Here is a 22382-nt window from a genome sequence, read left to right as displayed (position 1 = left end):
TAAGAGAAGGTGGATTATAACTGCATTCATGGCATTGAAACAAAATGAACAAGAAGAGGCAGTTCGAATTGCTAAATCGTTAGGGGGCGTAAGGCCTGCCAGGGTCCAAATCTCTGCCACTCCGCCATTTTACTAATACGAGCGAGTTTGGATATTTTTCCAAGCTCGCTTTTTTTCTGTTTTCTGCCGTGCCAATCGTTGTGCAAATGAAAAAATAACGTATTTCTATCTCCATACAAAAAGGTATTGGTGTTTTTTCGTCTTTTTAAAACTGATACTCACCAAACGGAAAAGGAAAATGAGTTTTTTTCTGCATGTCCTTGTCGACGTTTTGTCAATATATAATATTGACAATATCACTGCTCCGGTCAGCAGCACTTTCCGTGGGACGATGAGATGAGTCATGCGGAAGATTCTCTTTCAAACGCATGTAGGGGTTCATCACGGACGCATGCAATACTGGCCCATCCAGCAGTGCCATAAGGAAGTTAGCTAACAGCTTTTCAACGTCTGCATTTTTGTAAAAAAGCGAAGTCGATGAGGCTAGCTATTATCTGGGTCAATACATTTACCGAGAACTTCTTGACACATACAACACATACAGAAGATTTTACCTGTATGACTTTATATGGTATAATACACTATACATAGGTAGTGATTCATCTTTTGATTATTTTTGGTAATCCTTTCTATTTACACGTATTAATGCATGCTGTAGAGTCGGATTTTCTACAGCTTCTTTTTATGTAAAGGAAGTGTTTTTATTATATGTAAATAATGGTATGGCAGAATGGTTGTCTTGCAATAGGAGAACTCATTTGTCTGATGGAAATTAGGATAATAATAGGGAGATATTGCCAAGAAATATTTTGGATATGTTATCATGAATAAGTGATAGAGATATAATGGATATGAATTACCACAAATATTTAAGCCTATTATTTTGAGATAAGGTATACAGACAGACCTATTATTCGATTTTATATTGTGAGTTGGTAAAGCAGATAGCTTTAAATAATCAACAAAAAGGGAGCATTGGATGATATTTCGTTTAAAAAGAACAAGTATAGCTTGTATTGTCTTCATGATGACACTAACTTCTTCAGTAGGAGCTACTTTTCATCCAGGAGACAGAGGAGATGAAATTTTAGCAATACAACAGCAATTAAACGCTATGGGTAGAAATATTGTTGCTGATGGAGATTATGGAACACAGACAACTGAAGCTGTGCGGAACTTTCAAACGTCACAGGGACTGGATGCTGATGGAATTGTAGGAGCCATGACGTACCAAGCCTTAATGGGAACAAATATGCCGGATAATACGTGTACTCATTTTGTACAGCAGGATACAGATTCAAATAGCAGTACTTCGGTTCCGGTTACCGCAGATAATGTGATTATGATAGTACAACAAGCGTTAGTTCATAATGGATATACAGTTTCTGTTGATGGGGTATTGGGAACAGAGACAGATACGGCAATTCGTCAATTTCAAGCTGATCATGGGTTGGAGGTGGATGGAATTGTAGGAGGGCAGACTTTTTATGCGTTAACTGGTCAGACGTTGTCAACAGCACCTTTTTCTTATGGCAATACATCGGAATCCTCTGAAGGGGAAAACATTGTAGCCGCAGCTGATCAATATCTTGGCGTTCCTTATGTGTACGGCGGTAATACGCCTGATGGATTTGATTGTTCCGGTTTTACAAAATATGTTTTTTCATCTATCGGCATTACATTGCCCCGGACTGCGGATGAACAATATGATATAGGGACTCCAGTGGCATATTCTAATTTGCGTCCTGGTGATTTACTGTTTTTTGATTCTGGATATTCTGGAATATCTCATACAGGTATATATGTAGGAAATCATGAGTTTGTCAGTGCTACCACCTCGCAGGGTGTTGTTGTAGCTGACTTGGATAATACATATTGGTCTTCGTGTTATGTGGGAGCAAGACGTGTTGTATAAATAAGCTTATTTATACAATGATTTATAGCCGCATCCATGAATGATATTCGGTTTCAAAAGCGGGAGAAATTACGAATGCCAAAATAAATCCGTTTTACTATTTTTATCTTGTTGATGTGTCCTTCCATAAATTCATTGAAGTAATGGAATCGAGTGGCATTAATAATGTCGTCGAATTAATCCGAGAAGGAGTGCAGCAAGGATTTAAATTCTATTAATCCGTAAGTCTGTACCAATTCGAACCAAAATCGCAGGAAATACATCGAGAATTTTTTTTTGTTGTATTTGAAATTGAAAGGGCAATGATTATATGGGTACTGTATCCGTTTTCGTGTATTTTTCATGGCCAGATTACCTGGCAGATGATATTTGTCGCAGATAATCATGGCATTGAAAAACAGGTGTTGTGCTACCAAGCGGAATACGGAAGAAGAATCCATTACTACACAATATAGTTTTACGCAAGGCATAGAGATAGGACGCAAACTAGTTCGTTAATTTTAGATATCCCGCACTGCGGCAAGATATCTAAGACAGTCTTGCCGCAGCGGGATTGAACAAGGTAACTTGGCATATCTGATCTTGTGTGTTTTCCAAAAATTCATCCAGCGACAACATAGCGGGAAACGCGGCGGGTTTGTTATAGGGAATAGAATCGGTCAGCCATATCGGGTAACATTTTATTTGCGGGCGCATTTCCAGATAACGATAAGGTATTGGCGTTGACTACATCGTTGATTGGCTGGACTAGGGGAGTGGCGGGATCAAGCGAATGATTGCAAGATTATAATTATCTGCATGGAGGTAATAGTATGTCTTTCACTGTTCGAAAGGCGCTGCAGATGGATCACATGAAAGATGCCGAATTAATCGGTGGATCCGGAGGCCTTGATAGAATTATCAGTTGTGTTGATATTTCAGAAACTCCCGATTCGTATGAATGGTTGAGGCCAAATGAGTTTTTGATTACGACGGGATATTCCATACGAGATAATTTGGAATCACAGATGAAACTGCTGCGTTCTTTATCACAAAAACAAGGAGCTGCACTGGCTATTAAGTTTGGTCGTTTTATTGGCAGTATTCCTCAAGAACTAGTTGGTTTGTCTGATGAACTGGACATTCCGCTTATTTCTTTGCCTAATAATCTTCCTTTTATTGATATTACATATCCGCTTATGCAGCGTATTGTCAATAATCAAGCACGACAGCTGGCATATTCTGAGAAAATTTATAAAATGCTGACAAAAGTCGCATTAGAAACGAATAGCTTGGAAAGTATTTCTTCAGCATTAGAGTCGATACTCGCTAAAAAAGTAATTATCTATCCTTATAATCTTCGTGCTTCTAGTTTGAATACGCAGCACCAACAGGTGATTCCTGTACAGGTTAAGAAACGGGTATATGGATACATTGTTGTTAATACTCCGGAACCTTTGAGTGACAAAGAATTAATTGCTGTTCAACATGCCGAAGTGCTAGTGGCTCTCCACCTTGTTAATTATGAACTGGCAACAGAAGCGGCATGGAATGAACGACGTGATTTATTAGATGATTTGATTAGCGGTAAAATCCATAGTATGGCTCTTCTGCAAGCTCGAGCAGATGAATTCAGTTTCTCTTTAGAAGGAGAAAAGTGTGTTTGCATCGTCGATATTGATGATTTTACAACGTATCTGTTGCAGCATGATTTGACGGAACAACAGGCTTTGACTTTTCGCCGCTCCCTTTTTCATTGTGTTCAGGGAGCTATGCTGCGTTTGGGGAAATGTAACCGTAATTTTCTTACAGCACAGCAAAGTGATAAAGTTATTATTCTCGGTTCATTTTATCAAACGGACTGGGAATCTGTTTTGCCGGAAATACATACACAGGTGTCCCAACTTTCCGAAGAACTAACAGCAACTATTGTTATCAGTAATCCTGTTAATATGTTAGCGGAGATACAGAAAGCATATGAGACAGCTCGACGTCTTATTGGTATTTCCCGTAAGATTCATGGACCGGGAAAGGACTTATATCAAAAGGATGCTGAGTTATATTTAATTTTAGAAAAAATGGATGCAGCGTCTTTAGATAGTGCGTTGCTTGGGAAAATTTTGAAATCACGAAAGCGAAAAGAATATTTGAGAACACTGCAAGTTTATTTAGACTGCCAGGGTAATCTTTCAGAGGCGGCGCAGTTGTTATTTATTCATCGCAATACGTTGCGGTACCGTTTAAAACAGATTGAATTGCTGTTAGGTAAAAAATTAGATGATCCAGAAATACGAGTAATACTCTGGTTGTTATTAAAATCACAGCAACTGCAATAGATTTTTGTGCAAAATGTACAAAAAATATTATTTTTTTGTACTAAATAGCGGTTGTTTGTTAAATTTACTTAAGGTAAGCTATTGTTATGAAATATAATAGCTTGCCTTATTTTTTATAGGCAAAAGTGAGGGGAACGAAAATATGTTAGGAATTATCAGAGTATTGACAACGGATGATTCAAAAGTTTTTGAAAGTCACGGGGTGATTATCAAAGAGAGGTATGGTATTCATGTGAAAAGTTATTGTATTCCTGATCAACCTTATGGTATTCATGATGAGGTTACGGAAACAGCAGCTATTCCTAAAATTATAACATTAGCTAAAAATATTGAAGCCGATGGGGTTAAAGCAATTTTAATTAGTTGTGCTGCTGATCCAGGCTTACAGCAAGTCCGGGCAAGCGTACATATCCCTGTTATAGGGGCCGGTACATGTGCGGCAGCTTTAGCTTTGACTTTGGGAAAACGGGTAGGCGTACTTAACTTGACTGGACATACTCCCAGTTCACCTGCAGCTATATTGGGTGAACGGCAGGTCATGGAAGTTGCACCTGAAGGGGTAGATAATACGACTGATTTAATGACACCTTCAGGAAAAATGGCGGCCATAAAGGCCTTAGGGGAACTGGCAGCAGCATGTGATGTTATTATGCTGGCTTGTACAGGTTTTGCGACTATTCATTTTGCTGAAAAAATGCGCAAACATGTGCCGATTCCTATTGTAGATGCCATAGAAGCCAGCGGTGCTGTGGCCCAATTAATTCTTCGGAATATATAATAGAAATGAGAGAGTGATAACTATGGCACAAGAAAAAGCAAGAGAGGTACATCCTAATGTTTTTGAGCCGGGGATGATGCTCATGAATGTATGTTTATCGTTTTTTGGAGCAATTATCGGTTTACAAATTATAACTACTCTGGGGGTAACTCCAAACACAGCTATTATTGGGGTGTTAGTAGCACTTATTGTTTCCCGTATTCCCCTTGCTTCTTTTGCAAAATTCAGAAATATTCATCGACAAAATATGGCACAGACCGCTATTTCCAGTGCTACCTTCGGGGCAGCGAATTCGCTATTACTGCCAGTTGCTATACCGTTCGTGTTAGGACGTGTAGATCTTGTTTGGCCTATGTTGATTGGAGCTACGCTGGGTATGTCTATTGATATGTGCATGTTGTACTGGCTATTTGACTCTAAAGCTTTTCCTGGTAAGGCAGCTTGGCCCGCAGGAATTGCGGCAGCTGAAGCGATTAAAGCAGGAGATAAGGGTGGAAAACAAGCCATGCTTCTCGTTTGGGGTATTGTTGGCGGAATCGTCGGTTCCTTTTTTAAAATTCCTATGTCGGCATTGGGAATTACTATGATTGCTAACATGTGGGCTATGTTGATGTTTGCTGTAGGACTTCTGTTGCGTGGGTATTCCCAATCCATTTTTGGTCTGGATCTTAATGCTATGTATATCCCTCATGGTTTTATGATTGGGGCGGGGCTTGTTGCCGGCTTTCAGATTCTAATGGTTTTTTTGAATAAAAAGAAAAAAACAGATGGGAGTCCTGAACAGGATGACTACGAATACACTCGTGATGAAAACAGTGTACGGGTCAGTTTGATTCGAGGTTTTATATTATATATTGTTGCAGGGGTTATTTTAGCTGTTTTAGCCGGTTTATATACAGAAATGAGTATTGGCATGCTGGTTGTTTGGGTTTTGTATGCCGCTTTTGCTTGTATTATGGCGGAATTTATTGTAGGGTTGTCAGCGATGCATTCTGGATGGTTTCCCGCTTTTGCTACGTCGCTTATTTTTTTGATTATCGGTATTTTAATTGGATTTCCGCCCGTAGCACTGGCACTGATGGTAGGATTTATTGCCAGCGGCGGGCCGGCTTTTGCTGACGGTGGGTTTGATTTCCGCAGCGGTTGGCTTTTGCGTGGCATGGGGAAAGATCCTAAATTTGAAGTAGAGGGTAGATACCATCAGTTTGTTTCGGCTTTTGTTGGTTTTGGTGTGGGTGCAGTAACCGTTGCTTTAAGTCATAATATGTATTTTGAGCAAGGCCTGGTACCTCCGGTTGCCAAGGTGTTCGTGGCAACGATACAAGCGGGTGTTGATCCAGCCATTATTAAGAGCTTGGCCATCTGGGCTGTTCCAGGTGCGATATTGCAAGCTGTTGGTGGATCGACACGTCAAATGGGAATTATGATGGCAACAGGGCTTTTGATTTTAAGCCCGGCTGCAGGAATCACTGTTTTAGTTGGACTGACGGTACGTTTTCTTATTGAAAAAATAAAAGGTGAAAAAGCGATGATACCTGTGACGGTAATGGCAGCAGGATGTATTGCTGGAGATGCATTGTACGGCTTCTTTAATTCTCTGATAAAAGTAGGTGTTAAAAAATAATGAGCTATTCTCGCATACTTACTAAACAAGATGCGACTGCTGCTGCTTTGGGTGGTGCTGTTCTTGGTGGCGGTGGCGGCGGATCCCGTTTTTTAGGTGAAAGATTAGGTTTACAGGCTATTGACACGGGGACCGTGAAGTTAGTTCCTATTGAAGAAATTCCCGATAATGCAATCTTATTGACGGTTTCCGCTGTAGGTGCTCCCGCTGCATTAAATGCTTGTGTTACAGCCACAGATTATGTAAATACTGTTCAACGTTTTGCAGCATCCTTTGATTGTAAACCAGCCGGTATTATAACTAATGAATGCGGCGGCAATGCAACTTTGAATGGTTGGATACAGGCAGCAACATTGCATCTTCCACTGGTCGATGCCCCTTGCGACGGCAGGGCTCATCCCACAGGCGTGATGGGAGCGATGAGCTTGCAGCGGCAAAAAGGATTTGTATCCCGGCAGGTAGCTATTGGCGGTAATCGGGCAGAAGGAAGTTATTTGGAAACTATTATACGTGGATCTTTGGAGCATGCTTCTCAGATAATTCGATGTACATCCATAGAAGCAGAAGGGTTAGTTGCGGTAGCCAGAAATCCTGTTACAGCCGCTTATGCCAAGGAGCATGCTGCTATAGGAGCCATTGAACAGTCTATTTCATTGGGTAAGGTTATGCTGGCAGCACAAAATCAGGAAGCAGATATTGTTGCAAGTGCGGTAAATTTTCTTCATGGAGTTATTTGTATGACGGGCCGGATTCAGCATTTAAAACTGGAAACAAAGAATGGTTTTGACGTGGGTACGTATCAAGTTACGAATGAACGGCAGTCCGTGGAACTAACTTTTTGGAATGAAAATATGACACTTACTTTGAATGATATACGATTGGCGACTTTTCCTGATTTAATCATGACTTTTTTAACGGATACAGGTATGCCGGTTACTTCATCAGAAGTACGGGAAAATATGAAAATTACGGTAATTTATACAGATAAATGCCATCTTCGTTTAGGTTCTGGTTTACGCGATAAGGAATTGTATATAGTTGCTGAGCAAGCAGTGGGAAAGGAAATCATTTCGTATTTATAATTTGTGAGGAGACGATAGTATGGCGTTGAAACAAGTATTGGATGTATATGAAATTATGGATGACATTCATGTGAATGGGAAAGCTATTGTAGCATATGCAAAAAAAATGGGGATTGAAGATGCAATTTATGAACGGGTGGAAGAAGGAAAAGGGGCGACTGATTTTATTCGTATGCTTATTCCCGGAAAAAATGGTAAGACTGCAGGAGGAGCGGCTCCTACGTTAGGCATTGTAGGTCAGTTGGGTGGTGTTGGTGCACGGCCGGAACGGAAAGGATTTGTTTCCGATGGCGATGGGGCACTGTCAGTTGTTGCAACTGCAATTAAGCTAGCGGGGATGGCACAGAAGGGAGATCAGCTGGAAGGTGATGTTATTGTTACGACGCATATCTGCCCCACGGCGCCGACGCAGCCGCATAAACCTGTTCCTTTTATGGGCTCACCGGTTTCTATGGCAACCAATGTTCATATTACGGTAGATTCGGCAATGGATGCGGTTTTATCTGTTGACACGACAAAAGGGAACCGTGTTATTAATAAGAGAGGTTTTGCTATTTCTCCAACAGTTAAAGAAGGGTATATTCTGCATATCAGTGAAGATTTGCTGCAAATCATGCAGACGTCTACAGGAGACTACCCGGTGACGTTTCCGATTACAACTCAGGATATTACTCCATATGGTAATGGACTATACCATTTGAATAGTATTTTGCAGCCATCTGTTGGGACTACGGCACCTACGGTAGGAGTTGCCATTACGACGGTTACGGCTGTTCCCGGCTGCAGTACCGGAGCATCTCATGAAACGGATATAGCTGAAGTAGTGCGTTTCTGTGTGGAAGTGGCCAAAGAGTATACTCAAGGAAACTGCAGCTTTTATGATAAGGAAGAATTTGCTTTGGTGGAAAAATTGTACGGTTCTATGAAACACCTTCAAACTTCGGGGAAGCAATCATGAAAGCACAGATCACACTAACTGTTAGTGTGGCCAAGGAAATAATTGCGGCGGCGATTGTCGAACGGCAGGATGTTAAGCAGGCTCAGAAAAGCGGCAAGATCTTATTGAAGGGTGGGACGACAGTGGCAGCTGTAGCCAGACGATTAGGACTTTCGGGATTACGTATTTCAGGACGTATCAGTCCGAGAGGAACAAAATCTTCTGGAAACCAGAATACCATAGCAGAACATAGTGTTCTTTGGGAAAAAGGGCGGGTATCCAATATAGACGAAGAGTTTTCAAAGGCGGCGGCATCGATGCGAGCGCAGGATGTTGTAGTGATAGGTGCTAATGCCATTGATGCGCAAGGGTATGCGGGAATTTTAATAGGCAGTTCTTTAGGTGGAATGCCTGGTCAGGGGTTTACGGGTCTTATGGCGCAGGGATGTAAAATTATTATTGCCTGTGGTTTGGAAAAATTGATTTATGGTACTATTGCCAAAGCTTGTCAGGCTGCTGGCCGGGAGAGTACTGATTGGAGTATGGGAATGAGCTGTGGTCTGGTTCCCTTGATAGGTGAAATTGTGACAGAACAGCGGGCTTTGGAAATGTTGTTTCCCGTTACGGTTACACTTATTGCTTCCGGGGGCATAGAAGGTGCTGAGGGTGCTAAAACTTTTATACTGAAAGGGAAACCGGAAGTTGTTCGGGAGGCTGTTGAATTTGTATTAAGAATTATAGAAAATATAGACAAGCATCCGGCATACGGCGTAGAATGTAAAAAGGGCAGTATCGGGTGCGGACGGCATAAAGCTTGTGCTTGGCGCAAAGCGGAAGGAGGTAAACTGACATGGTAGGAAAGATAGGTGCCATTACAGTAGGTCAGGCTCCCCGAGTCGATGTGATGCCAGATCTAGAGCCGATACTGGATGGGATTGAAGTTATTCAGCGTGGGGCGTTGGATGGCATGACAAAAGAAGCGTTAAAAAATATTGAACCGGCAGAAAAGGATTATATACTTGTAGCACGCTTATCTGATGGTTCATCCGTGCAGATCGCGGAAAAATATATTTTGCCGCGAATCCAAGAACGTATTAACGATTTGGTAAATTATGAAAAAGTAAAGGGTATACTTATGCTTTGCACAGGGGAGTTTCCTTCCTTTGATTGCCCTGTTCCTCTGCTATATCCACAAGTGCTGCTGCAATATTTTACCATGGCTGTTTTAGGTAATCGGACGCTGGGGGTTTTAACTCCTGCTTATGGGCAAATTCGACAAGCCGGTCAGCGTTGGCATCGAAATGGTGCTGCAAAGGTCCTTGTTAATGCAGCATCTCCATACGAATCTTTTGATTTGGTCGTGGACAAGGCAGTTGCACTTAAAAATTCAGGAGCACAGCTTTTGGTCATGGATTGTATCGGGTATACGAAAGCGATGAAGGAAACTATTCGAACTAAAACGGGAATTCCCGTTATTTTAGGAAGGACTGTTGCTGCTCACGCAGCAGCAGAACTCTTTGGTTAAACAGGATATTTTAACATATAATATGCAGAAAGGAAGCTGGATGATGACTGCAAAAATTATATCACAAGATTTACTGGAATTTTTAGGGAAATCGACGTCTTCATACCATGCAGTAGCTGCCAGTGCTGATATTTTGAAAGCAGCAGGATTCATGGAATTAAAAGCAGGTGAAACATGGAATTTACAAGTTGGAGGAGCCTATTATCTTCGTATTTATGATTCCAGTCTTATTGCGTTTCATATTACCTGTATACCTCGCGCCGGTTTACGTATTGCTGAGGCACATACGGACTTTCCTTGTTTGAAAATAAAGCCAACCGCTTCTATATCAATGCATGGATACGGTAAAGTCAATATAGAAGTTTATGGGGGGATGATTCGCAGCAGCTGGCTGGATAGGCCTTTATCTGTTGCAGGTAAGATCGTTTTGCGGGGAGCAAGTCCTTTTCATCCCGTAATAAAATTAGTTGATGCCAAACGGCCTGTAATGACGATTCCGAATTTGGCTATTCATATGAATCGTCAGATGAACGAGGGTATTGAATTAAATCCGCAAAAAGATATGCTTCCTCTTATGACGATGACGGGAGAGAAGAAGAACGAAGAATTTTTTCTTGATTTTCTGTCATCAGAGTTTTCTTGTGAAAAAAAAGATATTCTGTCTTATGAACTTACTATATATCCAACAGAAACAGGTTGCCTTATGGGGTTGCAAAATGAATTTATTTCTTCACCGCGGTTAGATAATCTGACTTCTGTTAAAGCTTGTTTGACTGGCATTATTGAAGGAAACCGGAAAGATGGGATAGATGTTATTGCCCTTTTTGATAATGAAGAAGTAGGTAGTAATACAAAGCAAGGAGCAGGTTCTTTTGTCCTTCCTCATGTTTTGCAGCGTGTGTATACTGCATTAGGATTTACTGCAGAGGATTATTTGTCTGATATAGCACGAGGATTTATGCTTTCTCTGGATGTAGCACATGCTATGCATCCCAACGTGCCGGAAAAAAACGATGTTACTAACTTTCCGGTTCTCAATGGTGGGGTAACTCTTAAAATTGCCGCTAGTCAAGCCTACGCCGGTGATGCGGAGGCGATAGCTGTTGTTACAGCGCTTTGCCAAGATGAAAATATACCTTTCCAATATTTTGTGAACCGTTCGGATATCAAAGGCGGTGCCACACTTGGTTCCATCTTATCGGCTAATCTTCCTATCCGAACGATGGATGTAGGTGTGCCTATCTTGGCAATGCATTCGGCGAGAGAAACTATGGGGATAAAAGATCAAGAAGCAATTGAAAATCTTCTCTGCAGATTTTTTTCATAAATAAAAATGTGTATGCATAGCATATTTTATATTCTATTCCGAGTTCATTTGATTATTATAAATTTTGGGGGCATATAAAAATAATATGCCTCTTTTTTTTGCAGTAATAAATATTGATAATATTTTATTTATGATTGACCAATAGAAATCCTTTGCATTACAATATAAGAAAGATAAGTCATATCTGTATTTGTACACTTGCATAAAATTTGTTTTTTTATAAGGAGGACGCATATGAAAAAAATGCCTGTTCTATTTATAGGTCATGGCAACCCGATGAATGCCATAGAAGAAAATGACTATGTGAAAACGTGGAGATCTATACCTTCTTTTTTTGAAAAACCGACAGCGATTCTTGCTATTTCTGCTCATTGGTATACAGATGGCAGTTATATTAATAATTTGCTTAAACCACAGCAAATCTATGACATGTATGGATTCCCTAAAGCCTTATATGAACTGCAATATCATGCTTCTGGTTCTCCTGCATTAGCGTCACAGGTACAACAGGTGCTTGGTGACGATATTGCAGTTGATAATTCCTGGGGTATTGACCATGGGAGTTGGTCTGTTCTGCAGGCAATGTATCCTGAGGCCGATATTCCCGTTGTTCAAATGAGTGTGAATAAAAATATAAGTTTGCAAAGGCAGTTTTTATTGGGTAGAGCATTGCGGCCGCTGCGAGACCGGAATATTTTAATTTTAGCCAGCGGTAATATAGTACATAATCTAGCCATGTTAGATTGGGAATTGCAAGCGGGGTTTCATTGGGCGGATAAATTTGATCATACTGTTCGTGACTATGTTATTCAACACGATTATGATGCTGTATTTCGCTTGATGCAGGAAAAATCTTTATTTCAATTCTCCGTACCGACATTAGATCATTTTTCTCCGCTTGTATATGCGATGGGAGCATCATCGGACGAAGATGTTATAACTGTTTATAATGATTCCCGGACAATGGGAGCGTTATCTATGACTAGTTTTGTGTTTGCATAATTTTTTGTCAAATAGTCTTTGATGGGTGTGTTTATCGGAAGGAAAGATGCAGAGAAAAAAAGAAACAGAAGTTGTTTTAGATATAATAAAACAATCTTTTCTGCTGAGGGCATGAATATACTGTGGATCACATTGTTACTTGGAAACAGGCAGGAAGAAATTCAACATAGATAGATCCATATACCTGACAGATAATGATTATACAGGGTGCTTTTGGAATATGTTAAAATTGGAGTAGCGCGTTTAAGATACCGTGCTGTTTATTCATCTTTTTTTATGCCGTGCATACAATGATCATGATTTTATAGAAGATATGAAACTGAAGCCAGTTGTTAAATTTGATATTTTCCGAATGAATCAAAAGTGTAATTTTTTTATAAGAATATGTTTTTGCTAGGTACGAATCAAGAATCTTATGCAGTGCAAACGTTGACGGCGAAAGATATAGAGAGGATGTTTTCTGTAAATACAGATATAAAAATAAAAATTTTTAAAGACAAGGAAAAAAGAAAAAATCCGAGACAATATGTTTTGAAAAGAGTTTAAATTGAATCACGTATGCCACATATTTATCAAGAATCAGCTCATAGATTTAGAAGTAATGAATATGAAAAATAAGCATATTATGGATTTTCGTTAGAAAGACGAGAAATAATAGACTTAAAAAGCATATCACGCAGGAGCGCTTGCGTTTTTCTATTATGACTGAACAGCAATCTACTCGATATGTATGTAAAATATGCACATGTGCGCAAGTGGAACATACTTCTGCCCGCATGTTGAGTATTATTTGTTGGCAACCGCCGTACGGAACAGATAAAAAACGGAATAGTATACAGTCGATTAGTTTTAAAAGCGTATACTTAGGAGGTAGGTGTACAACCAATGATGCAGGTTTTCGAGGAATATCCAAAAATAAAAGAATAATATAAAAATTATCATGAGTATACAATAGAAGGACATGTGATACAAATGATTTTTCGTATAAGAAGGTTGATATAGGAATCTATGCCAGTTATGAGAAGAGATGTAATGGAATTCATTGACATAACACATGCGTAAATAGTAATTCGATGCGTTTTTTTAGCGGTTTCCTAAAAAGGATTAAAATATATATACAATCCAATTCTGTTTGCAATAGGGCAAGCAGTTTTTTTATCTATAAAATACACAGAATGCTTATCAATATAAAATAATATAATCGATATTTTTATTGACATATGTCAACAAAAGAGATAAACTGAAATAAACGACATATGTCAATAACTTTGCTTATTGTGCGGATAGAAGCGGTTTCACTATACTGAAATATCCGAGACAGTTATTGGCAAGAATATTGTTGTTGAAAATAATTATAGCATATGGAACTGTATTTATAAGGAGTTATTTATATGAAATTGAATCAAGCTACAGACTATGCCTTTAGGCTCATTTTGTATTTTTCGACATTGCCGGAGGGAACTAAAGTCAGTGCGACAGAGTTATCTCAAAATCAACATATTCCTAAACGATTTTTATTGAAAATTATGAGAAATCTTATTTTGGCAGGAATTATAAAATCATATCGGGGAGTTGATGGTGGTTTTTCTTTACAACGAAAACCCTCGGCTATTACGTTATTTGATATTATTGCAGCGGTAGAGGGAGAACCTGAATTGCTGCGCTGCTTGCCGAATATGGAAAATTGTACTCGTGATTGTGCCGGTATGTGTGCTGTATATGATGTTTTTCGGGAAATTCAGCAGGAGTTGATTCAACATTTGCAACGTATTGATTTTGAGTTTTTAGAAAAACAAGAACATACGACAGATATACGTGTTTAGTAAAATGTACTAAATTTCATCAGCTGCAGTATCTGCCAATCTATATGTATATTATACTGACTATGTGGATTTTATATTTAATAGTATGAGAGTACGACGTATTGCTGAGTACTGGGTTTGGATGTATCCTGCAGGAAGGACAATGTAGTAGCAGTGTATATCTTTTTGTTTATAGTAACTATTATAAAAGGAGTATGTTGTAATAGCATCATATTGGCGGCGGTGATAGATGATATACGATTTCTTTTAATTAACTGATCTATATGGAGAATACTATTTTGAAAAAGTAAAGATGCAATTTCCGATTCAACCAGAATATGACTCACATAATGACAGAGCGATATTGCAAACTCCCTTTTAATATAACGTTGGGCACGGAAGTTTGATTCCAAAGTTATCTATTTACACCGGAGCGGATGTCAATCTATTTTTGTTAATGAAGTTATTTCGTAGTACCTTTGTCGACTGTAAGAAAATGTTAGTGAACAAGAACTTATATAATTTTTAACTGGATATAGCGAGGATGGGTATGTATCTATATATCAAAATACGATACGATGGAACGTATAGCAGCAACATTAAATATACAAAATTTTGATAGTATTTGCAGACATATATTTTTACAATTACGGTTATATGCGGACATAGTTCATTTTTCTTTTTTATTGTTTTGATTAAATTAGAAAAGGTAATTATGTCTTTTTTTAAATGATAAAGTAAAGCATACATGTGTTCATCGCAGGATAAACATGTAAATAGATTGTTTTTAATAATGACGATAAGTATTTACCTATGTAATACATAGTAAAATAATATTTTACATATATTTATTGTTAGACATATAATTATAATAATATTACATAGATTTTTGTTATTCAACAAGAACGATAGACTGATAAATTTTAAAATTCTGAAGGTATTTCTACGAAAAGGAGAATTTTTATGAAACGAGTCTTAGTTATTGGAGGTGTGGCGGCAGGAACCAAGACTGCAGCTAAATTTAAACGTCTTGATCAGAATGCAGAAGTGATTCTTTTGTCTAAGGGGCAGGATATTTCGTATGCAGGATGCGGACTGCCCTATTATATCGGCGGTGTTATTAACAGTTATGATGAACTTATCGTGAATACACCACAGAAATATACCGCATTAACGGGTGTAACTGTTTATACAGGTTGGGAGGCAGTTGCTGTAGATGTGGGACATAAGGTTGTTACTGCACAGAGTCAAGAGGGAATCAAACAATTTTTTTATGATCAATTAGTTATCGCGACAGGTGCATCAGCTAGTGTGCCGCCTATTGCGGGTATCGATATGCCGGGATTTTTTACGCTGCGGACACCAACGGATGCAGCACAGATTCTGGATTATATAGAAAAGCAAAATGTACGGCAGGCTGTTGTCATTGGGGCTGGTTTTATTGGGCTGGAAGTCGCGGAAAATCTTTTAGCCAGACATATTCAGGTTCGTGTAGTTGAAGCCTTGCCGCAAATTATGGCAAATGTGTTTGATTCAGATATGGCCCTATTAGTACAACGTCACCTGCAAGAAAACGATATACAGATTTTGACGGGTGTTAAGGCTTCGGCAATGGTAGGCGAAAAAGTTGTACAAGGTTTGCAGACCGATGCGGGAGTATTGACGGCGCAGCTTGTTATTTCTGCGGCTGGGGTGCGCCCTAATACCGATTTTTTAAAAAATACAGGAATTGCGATGGTTAAGGGTACTATTCTTGTTGATGAAACATTGCAGACGAATGTTCCTGATATTTATGCTGTTGGTGATTGTGCTATGGTTTCCAATCGATTGACTGGACAAGCGCAGTGGTCTCCCATGGGATCCAGTGCTAATATGGAAGGCAGGGTATTGGCACAAATACTGCATAATGGGGTGATACACTATCCGGGGGTATTGGGGACAGGCGTTATTAAGCTTCCGCTATTGAACTGCGGCAGAACGGGCTTAACGGAAGAAGCGGCAGTAAAAGCGGGTTTCCAGGTTTGTACTGCGACGATGGTTACGGATGATAAACCCCATTATTATCCGGGATCGGCTTCTTTTATCATAAAATTAATTGCTGATAAAAACACAAGGAAAATACTTGGAATGCAAGTTATCGGTGCGGGTGCTGTCGATAAAATTACAGATATTGGGGTAACTGCTATTTCGATGGGAGCGGCTTTGGATACTCTGGAATGTTTGGATTTAGCATATGCGCCGCCTTTTTCGACGGCAATTAACCCTTTCGTACAAGCTGTGCATATCTTGCAAAATAAAATAAACGGCTTATATCATAGTTTAACTCCGTCAGAGTATAGAAGTGGGAAAGCTAAAGATTATGAAATCATTGATGTGTCGATACAGCCGGCGATTCCGGGAGCTCGTTATATAAATTTAATTGACGTTACCGGGCCTATTGCCGAGATTCCCTTAGATAAAAAACTTCTCCTTGTTTGTATGAAGGGAAAGCGTTCGTATTTACTGCAAACTCGGTTACGAGCGTATGGCTATACCCATACATTAGCTTTGGAGGGTGGCCTTGCTGTGAATGATGTGAAAATTTCTTTTACAGGACGCGGTATACCTGAAGAAGAAATTAAACGAGTCAAAGGACTTGGCTTTCTTCGCGATAAGACAACATCGGATTGCTTCAATGCACGAGTGATAACACGAAATGGAAAAATTACAGCGGAGGAAAGCTACGCTATTACGAAAGCGGCTGAATTATATGGCAATGGACAAATTGCAATGACAACTCGGCTTACTATAGAAATACAGCATGTACCCTATGTTAATATCGAACCACTTTGCAATTTTCTGGCCAAAGCAGGACTGGATACAGGTGGTACAGGATCTAAAGTCCGGCCGGTTGTATCTTGTAAAGGAACTACTTGTCAGTATGGATTGATAGATCCGTTTTCTTTGTCAGGAAAAATTCATGAACGTTTTTACAAGGGATATCATGACGTATTATTGCCTCATAAATTTAAGATTGCGATTGGCGGTTGTCCCAATAATTGTGTCAAACCGGATTTAAATGATTTAGGCATCGTGGGCCAGCGGGTGCCGCTTCTTGATAAGACACAGTGCAAGGAGTGTAAGAAATGCATTCCCAGAGACACTTGTTCTATTCATATTTTGCAATGTGATGAAGCGGGAAAAATTGTTCTGGATACAACGCGCTGCAATCACTGCGGGCGATGTATAGGAACCTGTTCTTTCCATGTTTTTGATGGATATACGGAAGGATATAAAATATACATAGGAGGTCGCTGGGGGAAGCAAATTAAACATGGAATTCCTATGGAAAAGATATTTGCTACGGAGGAAGAAGTATTGGAAACAATTGAAAAAGCAATTCTTCTCTTCCGGGAACAAGGAATCACAGGAGAACGATTTGCTGATACAATTACACGACTTGGCTTTGAAAATGTACAAAAACAGCTTCTTACAAATTCTCTTTTGCAGCGTAAGACAGAAAATCTTCAAGCTCGTGTTCATCTTAAAGGAGGCGCGACTTGCTAAAATGAACAGAAGAAAATGTATCTATCATATGGTGAAAGGCAGGGAGGAAGCATGATTTGGAATATGTTGTTTCATATTGATGAAATAAAAAAGTGGCCTTTGGTGATCGGTAATATTAATAATTTTTTAAATGAAATAAAAGAACAGCCACATCATATTTATGTTATTGCAAATGCAGACGCCGTAGCGGGAGTTATGGAGGAAAACCTGCGCTTACAGGAAGTGATGCATGTATTACGTATGCAAGGCGTGTATTTTGAATTTTGTAGAATTGCGCTGCGGGGGCATGCTATACAAGAAGCTGATTTGCCAATAGAAATAAAAGTTGTACCCAGCGGAGTCAAAAGAATAGTGGAATTGCAAATGGATGGCTATGCGTACATAAAACCATGACATCCTAGTGAATTATATATTAGATACTTTTTACGGGTTATTATGTGTATAATACGTAAGAAAGGCGGAGATATAGTGCATTATAAAAATATAGGAATTTACGTTTTAGTACTGGTACTGCTGGTTATCGGACTATACCGGCATGACTATGTATATGTTTGGCAGAAGGCATCTACTATTTGTCTGGAGTGTATCGGGATTGGGTAAGCGTCAAATTATACAGTGCATTACAACCGCTGCTTATAATTTTAATATTTCTGGGTTTATGAATGGCCGTATTTTTCGAGAGGAGAGCAAGGCTGTTTGTGTACCCGGGTTAAATTGTTATTCTTGTCCGGGAGCCGTTGCGGCATGTCCGTTGGGGGCATTGCAAAGTGCTTTCAGCGGGACTGTACTGCGCATACCTTTTTATATCTTAGGTACATTACTGCTGTTTGGCATTATATTTGGGCGATTTATTTGTGGTTGGCTTTGCCCTTTTGGCTTTATTCAAGATTTGTTATACCGAATTCCGGGACCCAAAATAAAACATGTACCGGGAGTATCTGTATTGCGCTGGTTTCGTTATATGATTGCCGTTTTGTTTGTATGTATTCTGCCAGTTGCGGCTTACTTGATCAGCGGTATCGGTGAACCTGCTTTCTGTAAGTATATCTGTCCGGCAGGAACACTGGAAGCGGCAGTTCCGCTGTTATTTCTGGATCAGTCTCTAGCCGCGGCAGTGGGATGGATAACTGCTTGGAAATTTTTCCTTTTAGGGATTTTTCTGGTTTCTATGATTTTTATTTATAGACCTTTTTGTCGATTTGTTTGTCCGCTGGGTGTTTGGTATGGATTATTTAACCATCGGGCTGTGTTGGGGATTTCTGTACTTGAAGAGCATTGTACACGTTGCGGCATTTGTCATCAAGTATGTCCTATGGAAGCGACTATTGCAGGTAATGCAGAATGCATTTCCTGCGGAAAATGCACAGATAGTTGTCCCTCTTCAGCAATTTATTTTCGTAATCCTATTAGGCACAGTGGAATTATGGAGGAAAAAACTAAATGAAAAAGATTATCGTATTTTGTATAGCGGTTATATTGTCGGCATCTATAATGGGATGTGCTGCACAGGAATCCCCTTCTAAGGAAAGCAGCAATTCACAGCGTCAGACGGCGGCTAATACAACGGTTGATAAGACAGCTCCTGATTTGCAACTGAAAACTTTAGATGGTAAAAGTATTTCATTGAAGCAATTATACCAAGATAAACCTGTATACTTAAATTTTTGGGCCTCATGGTGTCCGCCTTGTGTTCAAGAAATGCCGCATATTCAACGTTTACAAAAACAATATGGAAGCAAGATTCATTTTGTAGCGGTTACTGTTGATGAGAACTCAAGTGATGCGGCCGATTTTATTCAAAAAAACAGTATAACTATGCCAATATATACAGGAGATTTAAAAGCTATAACACAGGAATACGGTGTGTCAGCAATTCCCGTGTCAATTATTATTGATACGAATGGAAAAATTTTAGCAAAGCGTGTAGGGGGGATGGATGAACAGGAACTGAAAGAATTTTTGGCACCTGTTTTAACCAAATAGTATAATAAATATTTGATGCTCTATTATAAATAATACGACTTGACCAGTAAAGAGAACAGTGTGATAATAAAAAAAAGCAAAGGTGCTTGCAGGCGCCTTTGCTTTTTTTTGTTTTTTGGTAATATGTTTTAATATTGAAATATATAATAAATACATTGAAAATACTCCTGCATTATGTATGAGGAAAGAGACTGTTACATAACACAAGAGATTTTGTGTTTACGAGGGGGAATAATCGATATGAACATTAAACAGTGTGTACATGATAATGTTGGTGAAATCACTGGACTACATCAGTATTTTCATATGTATCCGGAATTATCTACAGAAGAATTTAGCACGATGGAATATATTCAAAAAAAGTTAAAAGAGTACAACATTCCGTCAGTACATATAGAAAAGGGTGGAATACTGGGGATTATTGATAGTGGTAAACCGGGGAAAACATTATTATTACGAGCTGATATAGATGCTTTGCCAATTACAGAATCAGATATTAATATATCAAAACAAAAAAAATATATATCCCAGAATAAAGGAATTATGCATGCCTGTGGGCATGATGGTCATACGGCAATGCTATTAGTGGAGGGAAAAATATTACAAGAAAATCGTAATGAATGGGAAGGCAAAGTCGTATTGATGTTTGAAGAAGGCGAAGAAAACGGCAGCCGGTATTTGCTTCAATTTTTTGCATATTTTAAGAAACATGCTATTCATGTAGATGGATGCTACGGTACACATGTCAGATGGGATATCCCTTCGGGAAAAATAGGTATTATAACCGGACCGGCAATGGCGGGTGTATTTGCTTTTGATATTACATTGATGGGAATAGGTGGACATGGTTCCCGTCCTGATTTAGCTGTTAATCCGATTGATTGCTTTGCAGCTATTTATAACGGAATCAATACTATCCGTATGCGAAATATATCTCCGCAGCATTGTCTGACTGTATCTATAGGAAAACTCAAAGGCGGTGAACGGATAAACGTTATATCTGATATGTTAGAATTTGGGGGAACTGTACGATATTTTGATGAAAATGATGGCAAGCAGTTTAAAGAAAAGTTAGAACGTATTTTAGAAAATGAATGCAGCAACTTTGGCTGCCGGTATATCGTCAATAAAAAATCCTTGAATTATGTTTTGCGCAATAATGAAGACTGTGCCAGAATTGCTTGTAATTCAATTGCGAAGAATTTGGGAGAAAATGTTTTATATGCGGTACAACCTTGGATGGCTTCAGAAAGCATGGCTCTTACACTTCGGGTGTATCCGGGTGTGTTTTCATTTACCGGTATTGCTAATACGGAAATTGGCAGTGGAGCCAATCATCATACGGCCGCTTTTGATATAGATGATGCAGGTTTGGTGACGGGTGTTGCTGCGGCTATTTCTTACTCTTTGGCATTTCTGGCGTATACACAGCCTATTCCCTTTACGGCGCAGTCTATAGAGCAAGCTTGATTTTTATCATATAAAAATGATATTTTAGAAATTAAAATGTTATAGGGCGCGCTCAGTCAAGGATAGACATTCAGCATGGACAGCATCTTCGCAGGAACGTATAATAGACACTGTTTTTTGAAAGAGTGTGGAGGTATCCAGTCGAGCATTTCTGCACCTTGTTTCAGGGTATTATGAGAACAGTCGGAAGCAAAATTTTTATCTTTAAATTTTTTATTAATGCTTTTTAGTTCCATGTGTTTTGTTCTTTGCGAGAGTCTCATTTTTGCAACGGCCCATATTAAACCTGTTAATTTATCAATTGTAAAGAGAATTTTTTTCATTTTCCTATTATTCGTCAAATTTATCATAAAATTCAGAATTTAATATTGAGTGCAACGCGGAAAGTTGGAGATAAATTACCTTCTTCACATATGCTGGCAAGAAATTTTCATGTCTCCAAAAATGTAGTTATTCCCTTGATTTGGAACGGGTTATTTATGTAGAAACTTTCAGTAAGATTTTATTTCCTGCTATACGGATTAGGTGTGCTATTTTACCGAGAGCATTGCAGAATCTTTCATAGCATGTAAAAGGTATAGTGATCTATTTTAATTCAGTATACAATTGACTTGCATTAGCGCGCTTTCTAAAGTCAGGATATGATTGATAAACATATATTTAAAATGAAAAAAATATACCTAAAAAAAAGACCTTGCCTATAGAGGCATTAAAAAAGTATTTTGGTACTAGTTGTTGCTATTGTAAGAGAAAATACAGGATTACACTTAATTACGGAATTTTTTGGTATAGAATTTATAAAAGCATGCATTGATTTTTTTTATAAGCAACATATTATTATTTATCCAGATTGGAAATATTCTATGTTCCGGCATATTTTAAGAATCAACTACGGATTAGGTGCCGTCATTTTCCGGAAAGTTGTATTGCACAATACACTGAAATTTTTATTGGACAATAAAATGATACAAGGGGGGGATCCTATCTTTGTATGTTTGCAATATACTTGTATATGT

General features: G+C 38.9%; 19 protein-coding genes. 18 read left to right on the top strand and 1 reads right to left on the bottom strand.

All coding sequences use genetic code 11. The annotated features are described in order from the left end of the window. Positions 1 to 1039: 1039 nt before the first annotated feature. Positions 1040 to 1975 carry a peptidoglycan-binding protein gene (locus NXG62_RS07615; RefSeq protein ID WP_322351627.1) on the top strand — a complete coding sequence of 312 codons (936 nt, stop codon included), beginning with the start codon at positions 1040 to 1042 and terminating at the stop codon, positions 1973 to 1975. A 53-nt stretch (positions 1976 to 2028) separates the two neighbouring features. Here NXG62_RS07615 and NXG62_RS07610 read toward each other — a convergent pair whose 3' ends face one another. Beyond that, a complete protein-coding gene (locus tag NXG62_RS07610) occupies positions 2029 to 2139 on the bottom strand; it encodes a hypothetical protein (RefSeq protein ID WP_427114257.1) in 111 nt (36 codons plus the stop codon). Between the two features lie 648 nt (positions 2140 to 2787). Here NXG62_RS07610 and NXG62_RS07605 point away from each other — a divergent pair. The 17 genes from NXG62_RS07605 to NXG62_RS07525 all read left to right on the top strand — a co-directional run bounded on the left by NXG62_RS07605 (position 2788) and on the right by NXG62_RS07525 (position 21851). Continuing rightward, positions 2788 to 4290 (top strand): PucR family transcriptional regulator, encoded by a 1503-nt coding sequence (locus NXG62_RS07605; protein WP_427111863.1) that lies wholly within the window; start codon positions 2788 to 2790, stop codon positions 4288 to 4290. A 142-nt stretch (positions 4291 to 4432) separates the two neighbouring features. Beyond that, positions 4433 to 5068: an aspartate/glutamate racemase family protein gene (locus NXG62_RS07600; RefSeq protein ID WP_427111862.1), complete on the top strand. Its 636-nt coding sequence runs from the start codon at positions 4433 to 4435 to the stop codon at positions 5066 to 5068. A 22-nt stretch (positions 5069 to 5090) separates the two neighbouring features. Next, positions 5091 to 6692 (top strand): OPT/YSL family transporter, encoded by a 1602-nt coding sequence (locus tag NXG62_RS07595; RefSeq protein WP_427111861.1) that lies wholly within the window; start codon positions 5091 to 5093, stop codon positions 6690 to 6692. After that, positions 6692 to 7774: a DUF917 domain-containing protein gene (locus tag NXG62_RS07590; RefSeq protein WP_427111860.1), complete on the top strand. Its 1083-nt coding sequence runs from the start codon at positions 6692 to 6694 to the stop codon at positions 7772 to 7774. The genes NXG62_RS07595 and NXG62_RS07590 overlap by 1 nt, the downstream gene beginning before the upstream one ends. Positions 7775 to 7793: 19 nt before the next feature. Next, positions 7794 to 8732, top strand: a complete 939-nt coding sequence (locus NXG62_RS07585) for a DUF1177 domain-containing protein (protein ID WP_427111859.1) — start codon at positions 7794 to 7796, stop codon at positions 8730 to 8732. Continuing rightward, positions 8729 to 9568, top strand: a complete 840-nt coding sequence (locus NXG62_RS07580; protein ID WP_427111858.1) for a hypothetical protein — start codon at positions 8729 to 8731, stop codon at positions 9566 to 9568. The genes NXG62_RS07585 and NXG62_RS07580 overlap by 4 nt, the downstream gene beginning before the upstream one ends. After that, the gene (locus tag NXG62_RS07575) at positions 9562 to 10236 is read left to right on the top strand and encodes an AroM family protein (protein WP_427111857.1); all 675 of its coding nucleotides are present in this window, start codon (positions 9562 to 9564) and stop codon (positions 10234 to 10236) included. The genes NXG62_RS07580 and NXG62_RS07575 overlap by 7 nt, the downstream gene beginning before the upstream one ends. 40 nt (positions 10237 to 10276) lie before the next feature. Beyond that, positions 10277 to 11563: a M18 family aminopeptidase gene (locus NXG62_RS07570; protein ID WP_427111856.1), complete on the top strand. Its 1287-nt coding sequence runs from the start codon at positions 10277 to 10279 to the stop codon at positions 11561 to 11563. A gap of 234 nt (positions 11564 to 11797) precedes the next feature. Further along, a complete protein-coding gene (ygiD, locus tag NXG62_RS07565; RefSeq protein WP_427111855.1) occupies positions 11798 to 12565 on the top strand; it encodes a 4,5-DOPA dioxygenase extradiol in 768 nt (255 codons plus the stop codon). Positions 12566 to 13956: 1391 nt separating this feature from the next. Then, on the top strand, positions 13957 to 14388 hold the full coding sequence (locus NXG62_RS07560) for an RrF2 family transcriptional regulator (protein ID WP_427111854.1): 432 nt from the start codon (positions 13957 to 13959) through the stop codon (positions 14386 to 14388). A 942-nt stretch (positions 14389 to 15330) separates the two neighbouring features. Further along, a complete protein-coding gene (locus tag NXG62_RS07555) occupies positions 15331 to 17913 on the top strand; it encodes an FAD-dependent oxidoreductase (protein WP_427111853.1) in 2583 nt (860 codons plus the stop codon). Between the two features lie 51 nt (positions 17914 to 17964). Then, complete coding sequence (locus tag NXG62_RS07550) at positions 17965 to 18306, top strand: DsrE family protein (protein WP_427111852.1); 342 nt, start codon at positions 17965 to 17967, stop codon at positions 18304 to 18306. 75 nt (positions 18307 to 18381) lie between these two features. Further along, complete coding sequence (locus NXG62_RS07545; RefSeq protein ID WP_427111851.1) at positions 18382 to 18513, top strand: CD1871A family CXXC motif-containing protein; 132 nt, start codon at positions 18382 to 18384, stop codon at positions 18511 to 18513. Beyond that, on the top strand, positions 18506 to 19357 hold the full coding sequence (locus tag NXG62_RS07540; protein WP_322351582.1) for a 4Fe-4S binding protein: 852 nt from the start codon (positions 18506 to 18508) through the stop codon (positions 19355 to 19357). Before NXG62_RS07545 ends, NXG62_RS07540 begins: the two co-directional genes overlap by 8 nt. Further along, positions 19354 to 19896 carry a TlpA family protein disulfide reductase gene (locus tag NXG62_RS07535; protein WP_427111850.1) on the top strand — a complete coding sequence of 181 codons (543 nt, stop codon included), beginning with the start codon at positions 19354 to 19356 and terminating at the stop codon, positions 19894 to 19896. Before NXG62_RS07540 ends, NXG62_RS07535 begins: the two co-directional genes overlap by 4 nt. 240 nt (positions 19897 to 20136) lie before the next feature. Continuing rightward, the gene (locus tag NXG62_RS07530; protein ID WP_427111849.1) at positions 20137 to 21366 is read left to right on the top strand and encodes a M20 metallopeptidase family protein; all 1230 of its coding nucleotides are present in this window, start codon (positions 20137 to 20139) and stop codon (positions 21364 to 21366) included. 296 nt (positions 21367 to 21662) lie between these two features. Next, positions 21663 to 21851 carry a GntR family transcriptional regulator gene (locus NXG62_RS07525; RefSeq protein ID WP_427114256.1) on the top strand — a complete coding sequence of 63 codons (189 nt, stop codon included), beginning with the start codon at positions 21663 to 21665 and terminating at the stop codon, positions 21849 to 21851. Positions 21852 to 22382: the final 531 nt, after the last annotated feature.

The organism is Megasphaera sueciensis (assembly GCF_050219315.1).
Lineage (GTDB): Bacteria > Bacillota > Negativicutes > Veillonellales > Megasphaeraceae > Megasphaera_A > Megasphaera_A sueciensis.
The sequence above is the reverse complement of the archived record's forward strand: the minus strand, read 5'-3'. Positions and strand labels throughout refer to the sequence as shown.

Bases quoted from the DNA above. Each gene is read 5' to 3' on its own strand.
- NXG62_RS07580 (WP_427111858.1), top strand. From the start codon at position 8,729: ATGAAAGCACAGATCACACTAACTGTTAGTGTGGCCAAGGAAATAATT.
- NXG62_RS07605 (WP_427111863.1), top strand. From the start codon at position 2,788: ATGTCTTTCACTGTTCGAAAGGCGCTGCAGATGGATCACATGAAAGAT.
- NXG62_RS07600 (WP_427111862.1), top strand. From the start codon at position 4,433: ATGTTAGGAATTATCAGAGTATTGACAACGGATGATTCAAAAGTTTTT.
- NXG62_RS07595 (WP_427111861.1), top strand. From the start codon at position 5,091: ATGGCACAAGAAAAAGCAAGAGAGGTACATCCTAATGTTTTTGAGCCG.
- NXG62_RS07555 (WP_427111853.1), top strand. From the start codon at position 15,331: ATGAAACGAGTCTTAGTTATTGGAGGTGTGGCGGCAGGAACCAAGACT.
- NXG62_RS07550 (WP_427111852.1), top strand. From the start codon at position 17,965: ATGATTTGGAATATGTTGTTTCATATTGATGAAATAAAAAAGTGGCCT.
- NXG62_RS07570 (WP_427111856.1), top strand. From the start codon at position 10,277: ATGATGACTGCAAAAATTATATCACAAGATTTACTGGAATTTTTAGGG.
- NXG62_RS07560 (WP_427111854.1), top strand. From the start codon at position 13,957: ATGAAATTGAATCAAGCTACAGACTATGCCTTTAGGCTCATTTTGTAT.
- NXG62_RS07530 (WP_427111849.1), top strand. From the start codon at position 20,137: ATGAACATTAAACAGTGTGTACATGATAATGTTGGTGAAATCACTGGA.
- NXG62_RS07585 (WP_427111859.1), top strand. From the start codon at position 7,794: ATGGCGTTGAAACAAGTATTGGATGTATATGAAATTATGGATGACATT.
- NXG62_RS07615 (WP_322351627.1), top strand. From the start codon at position 1,040: ATGATATTTCGTTTAAAAAGAACAAGTATAGCTTGTATTGTCTTCATG.
- NXG62_RS07535 (WP_427111850.1), top strand. From the start codon at position 19,354: ATGAAAAAGATTATCGTATTTTGTATAGCGGTTATATTGTCGGCATCT.
- NXG62_RS07575 (WP_427111857.1), top strand. From the start codon at position 9,562: ATGGTAGGAAAGATAGGTGCCATTACAGTAGGTCAGGCTCCCCGAGTC.
- ygiD (WP_427111855.1), top strand. From the start codon at position 11,798: ATGAAAAAAATGCCTGTTCTATTTATAGGTCATGGCAACCCGATGAAT.
- NXG62_RS07590 (WP_427111860.1), top strand. From the start codon at position 6,692: ATGAGCTATTCTCGCATACTTACTAAACAAGATGCGACTGCTGCTGCT.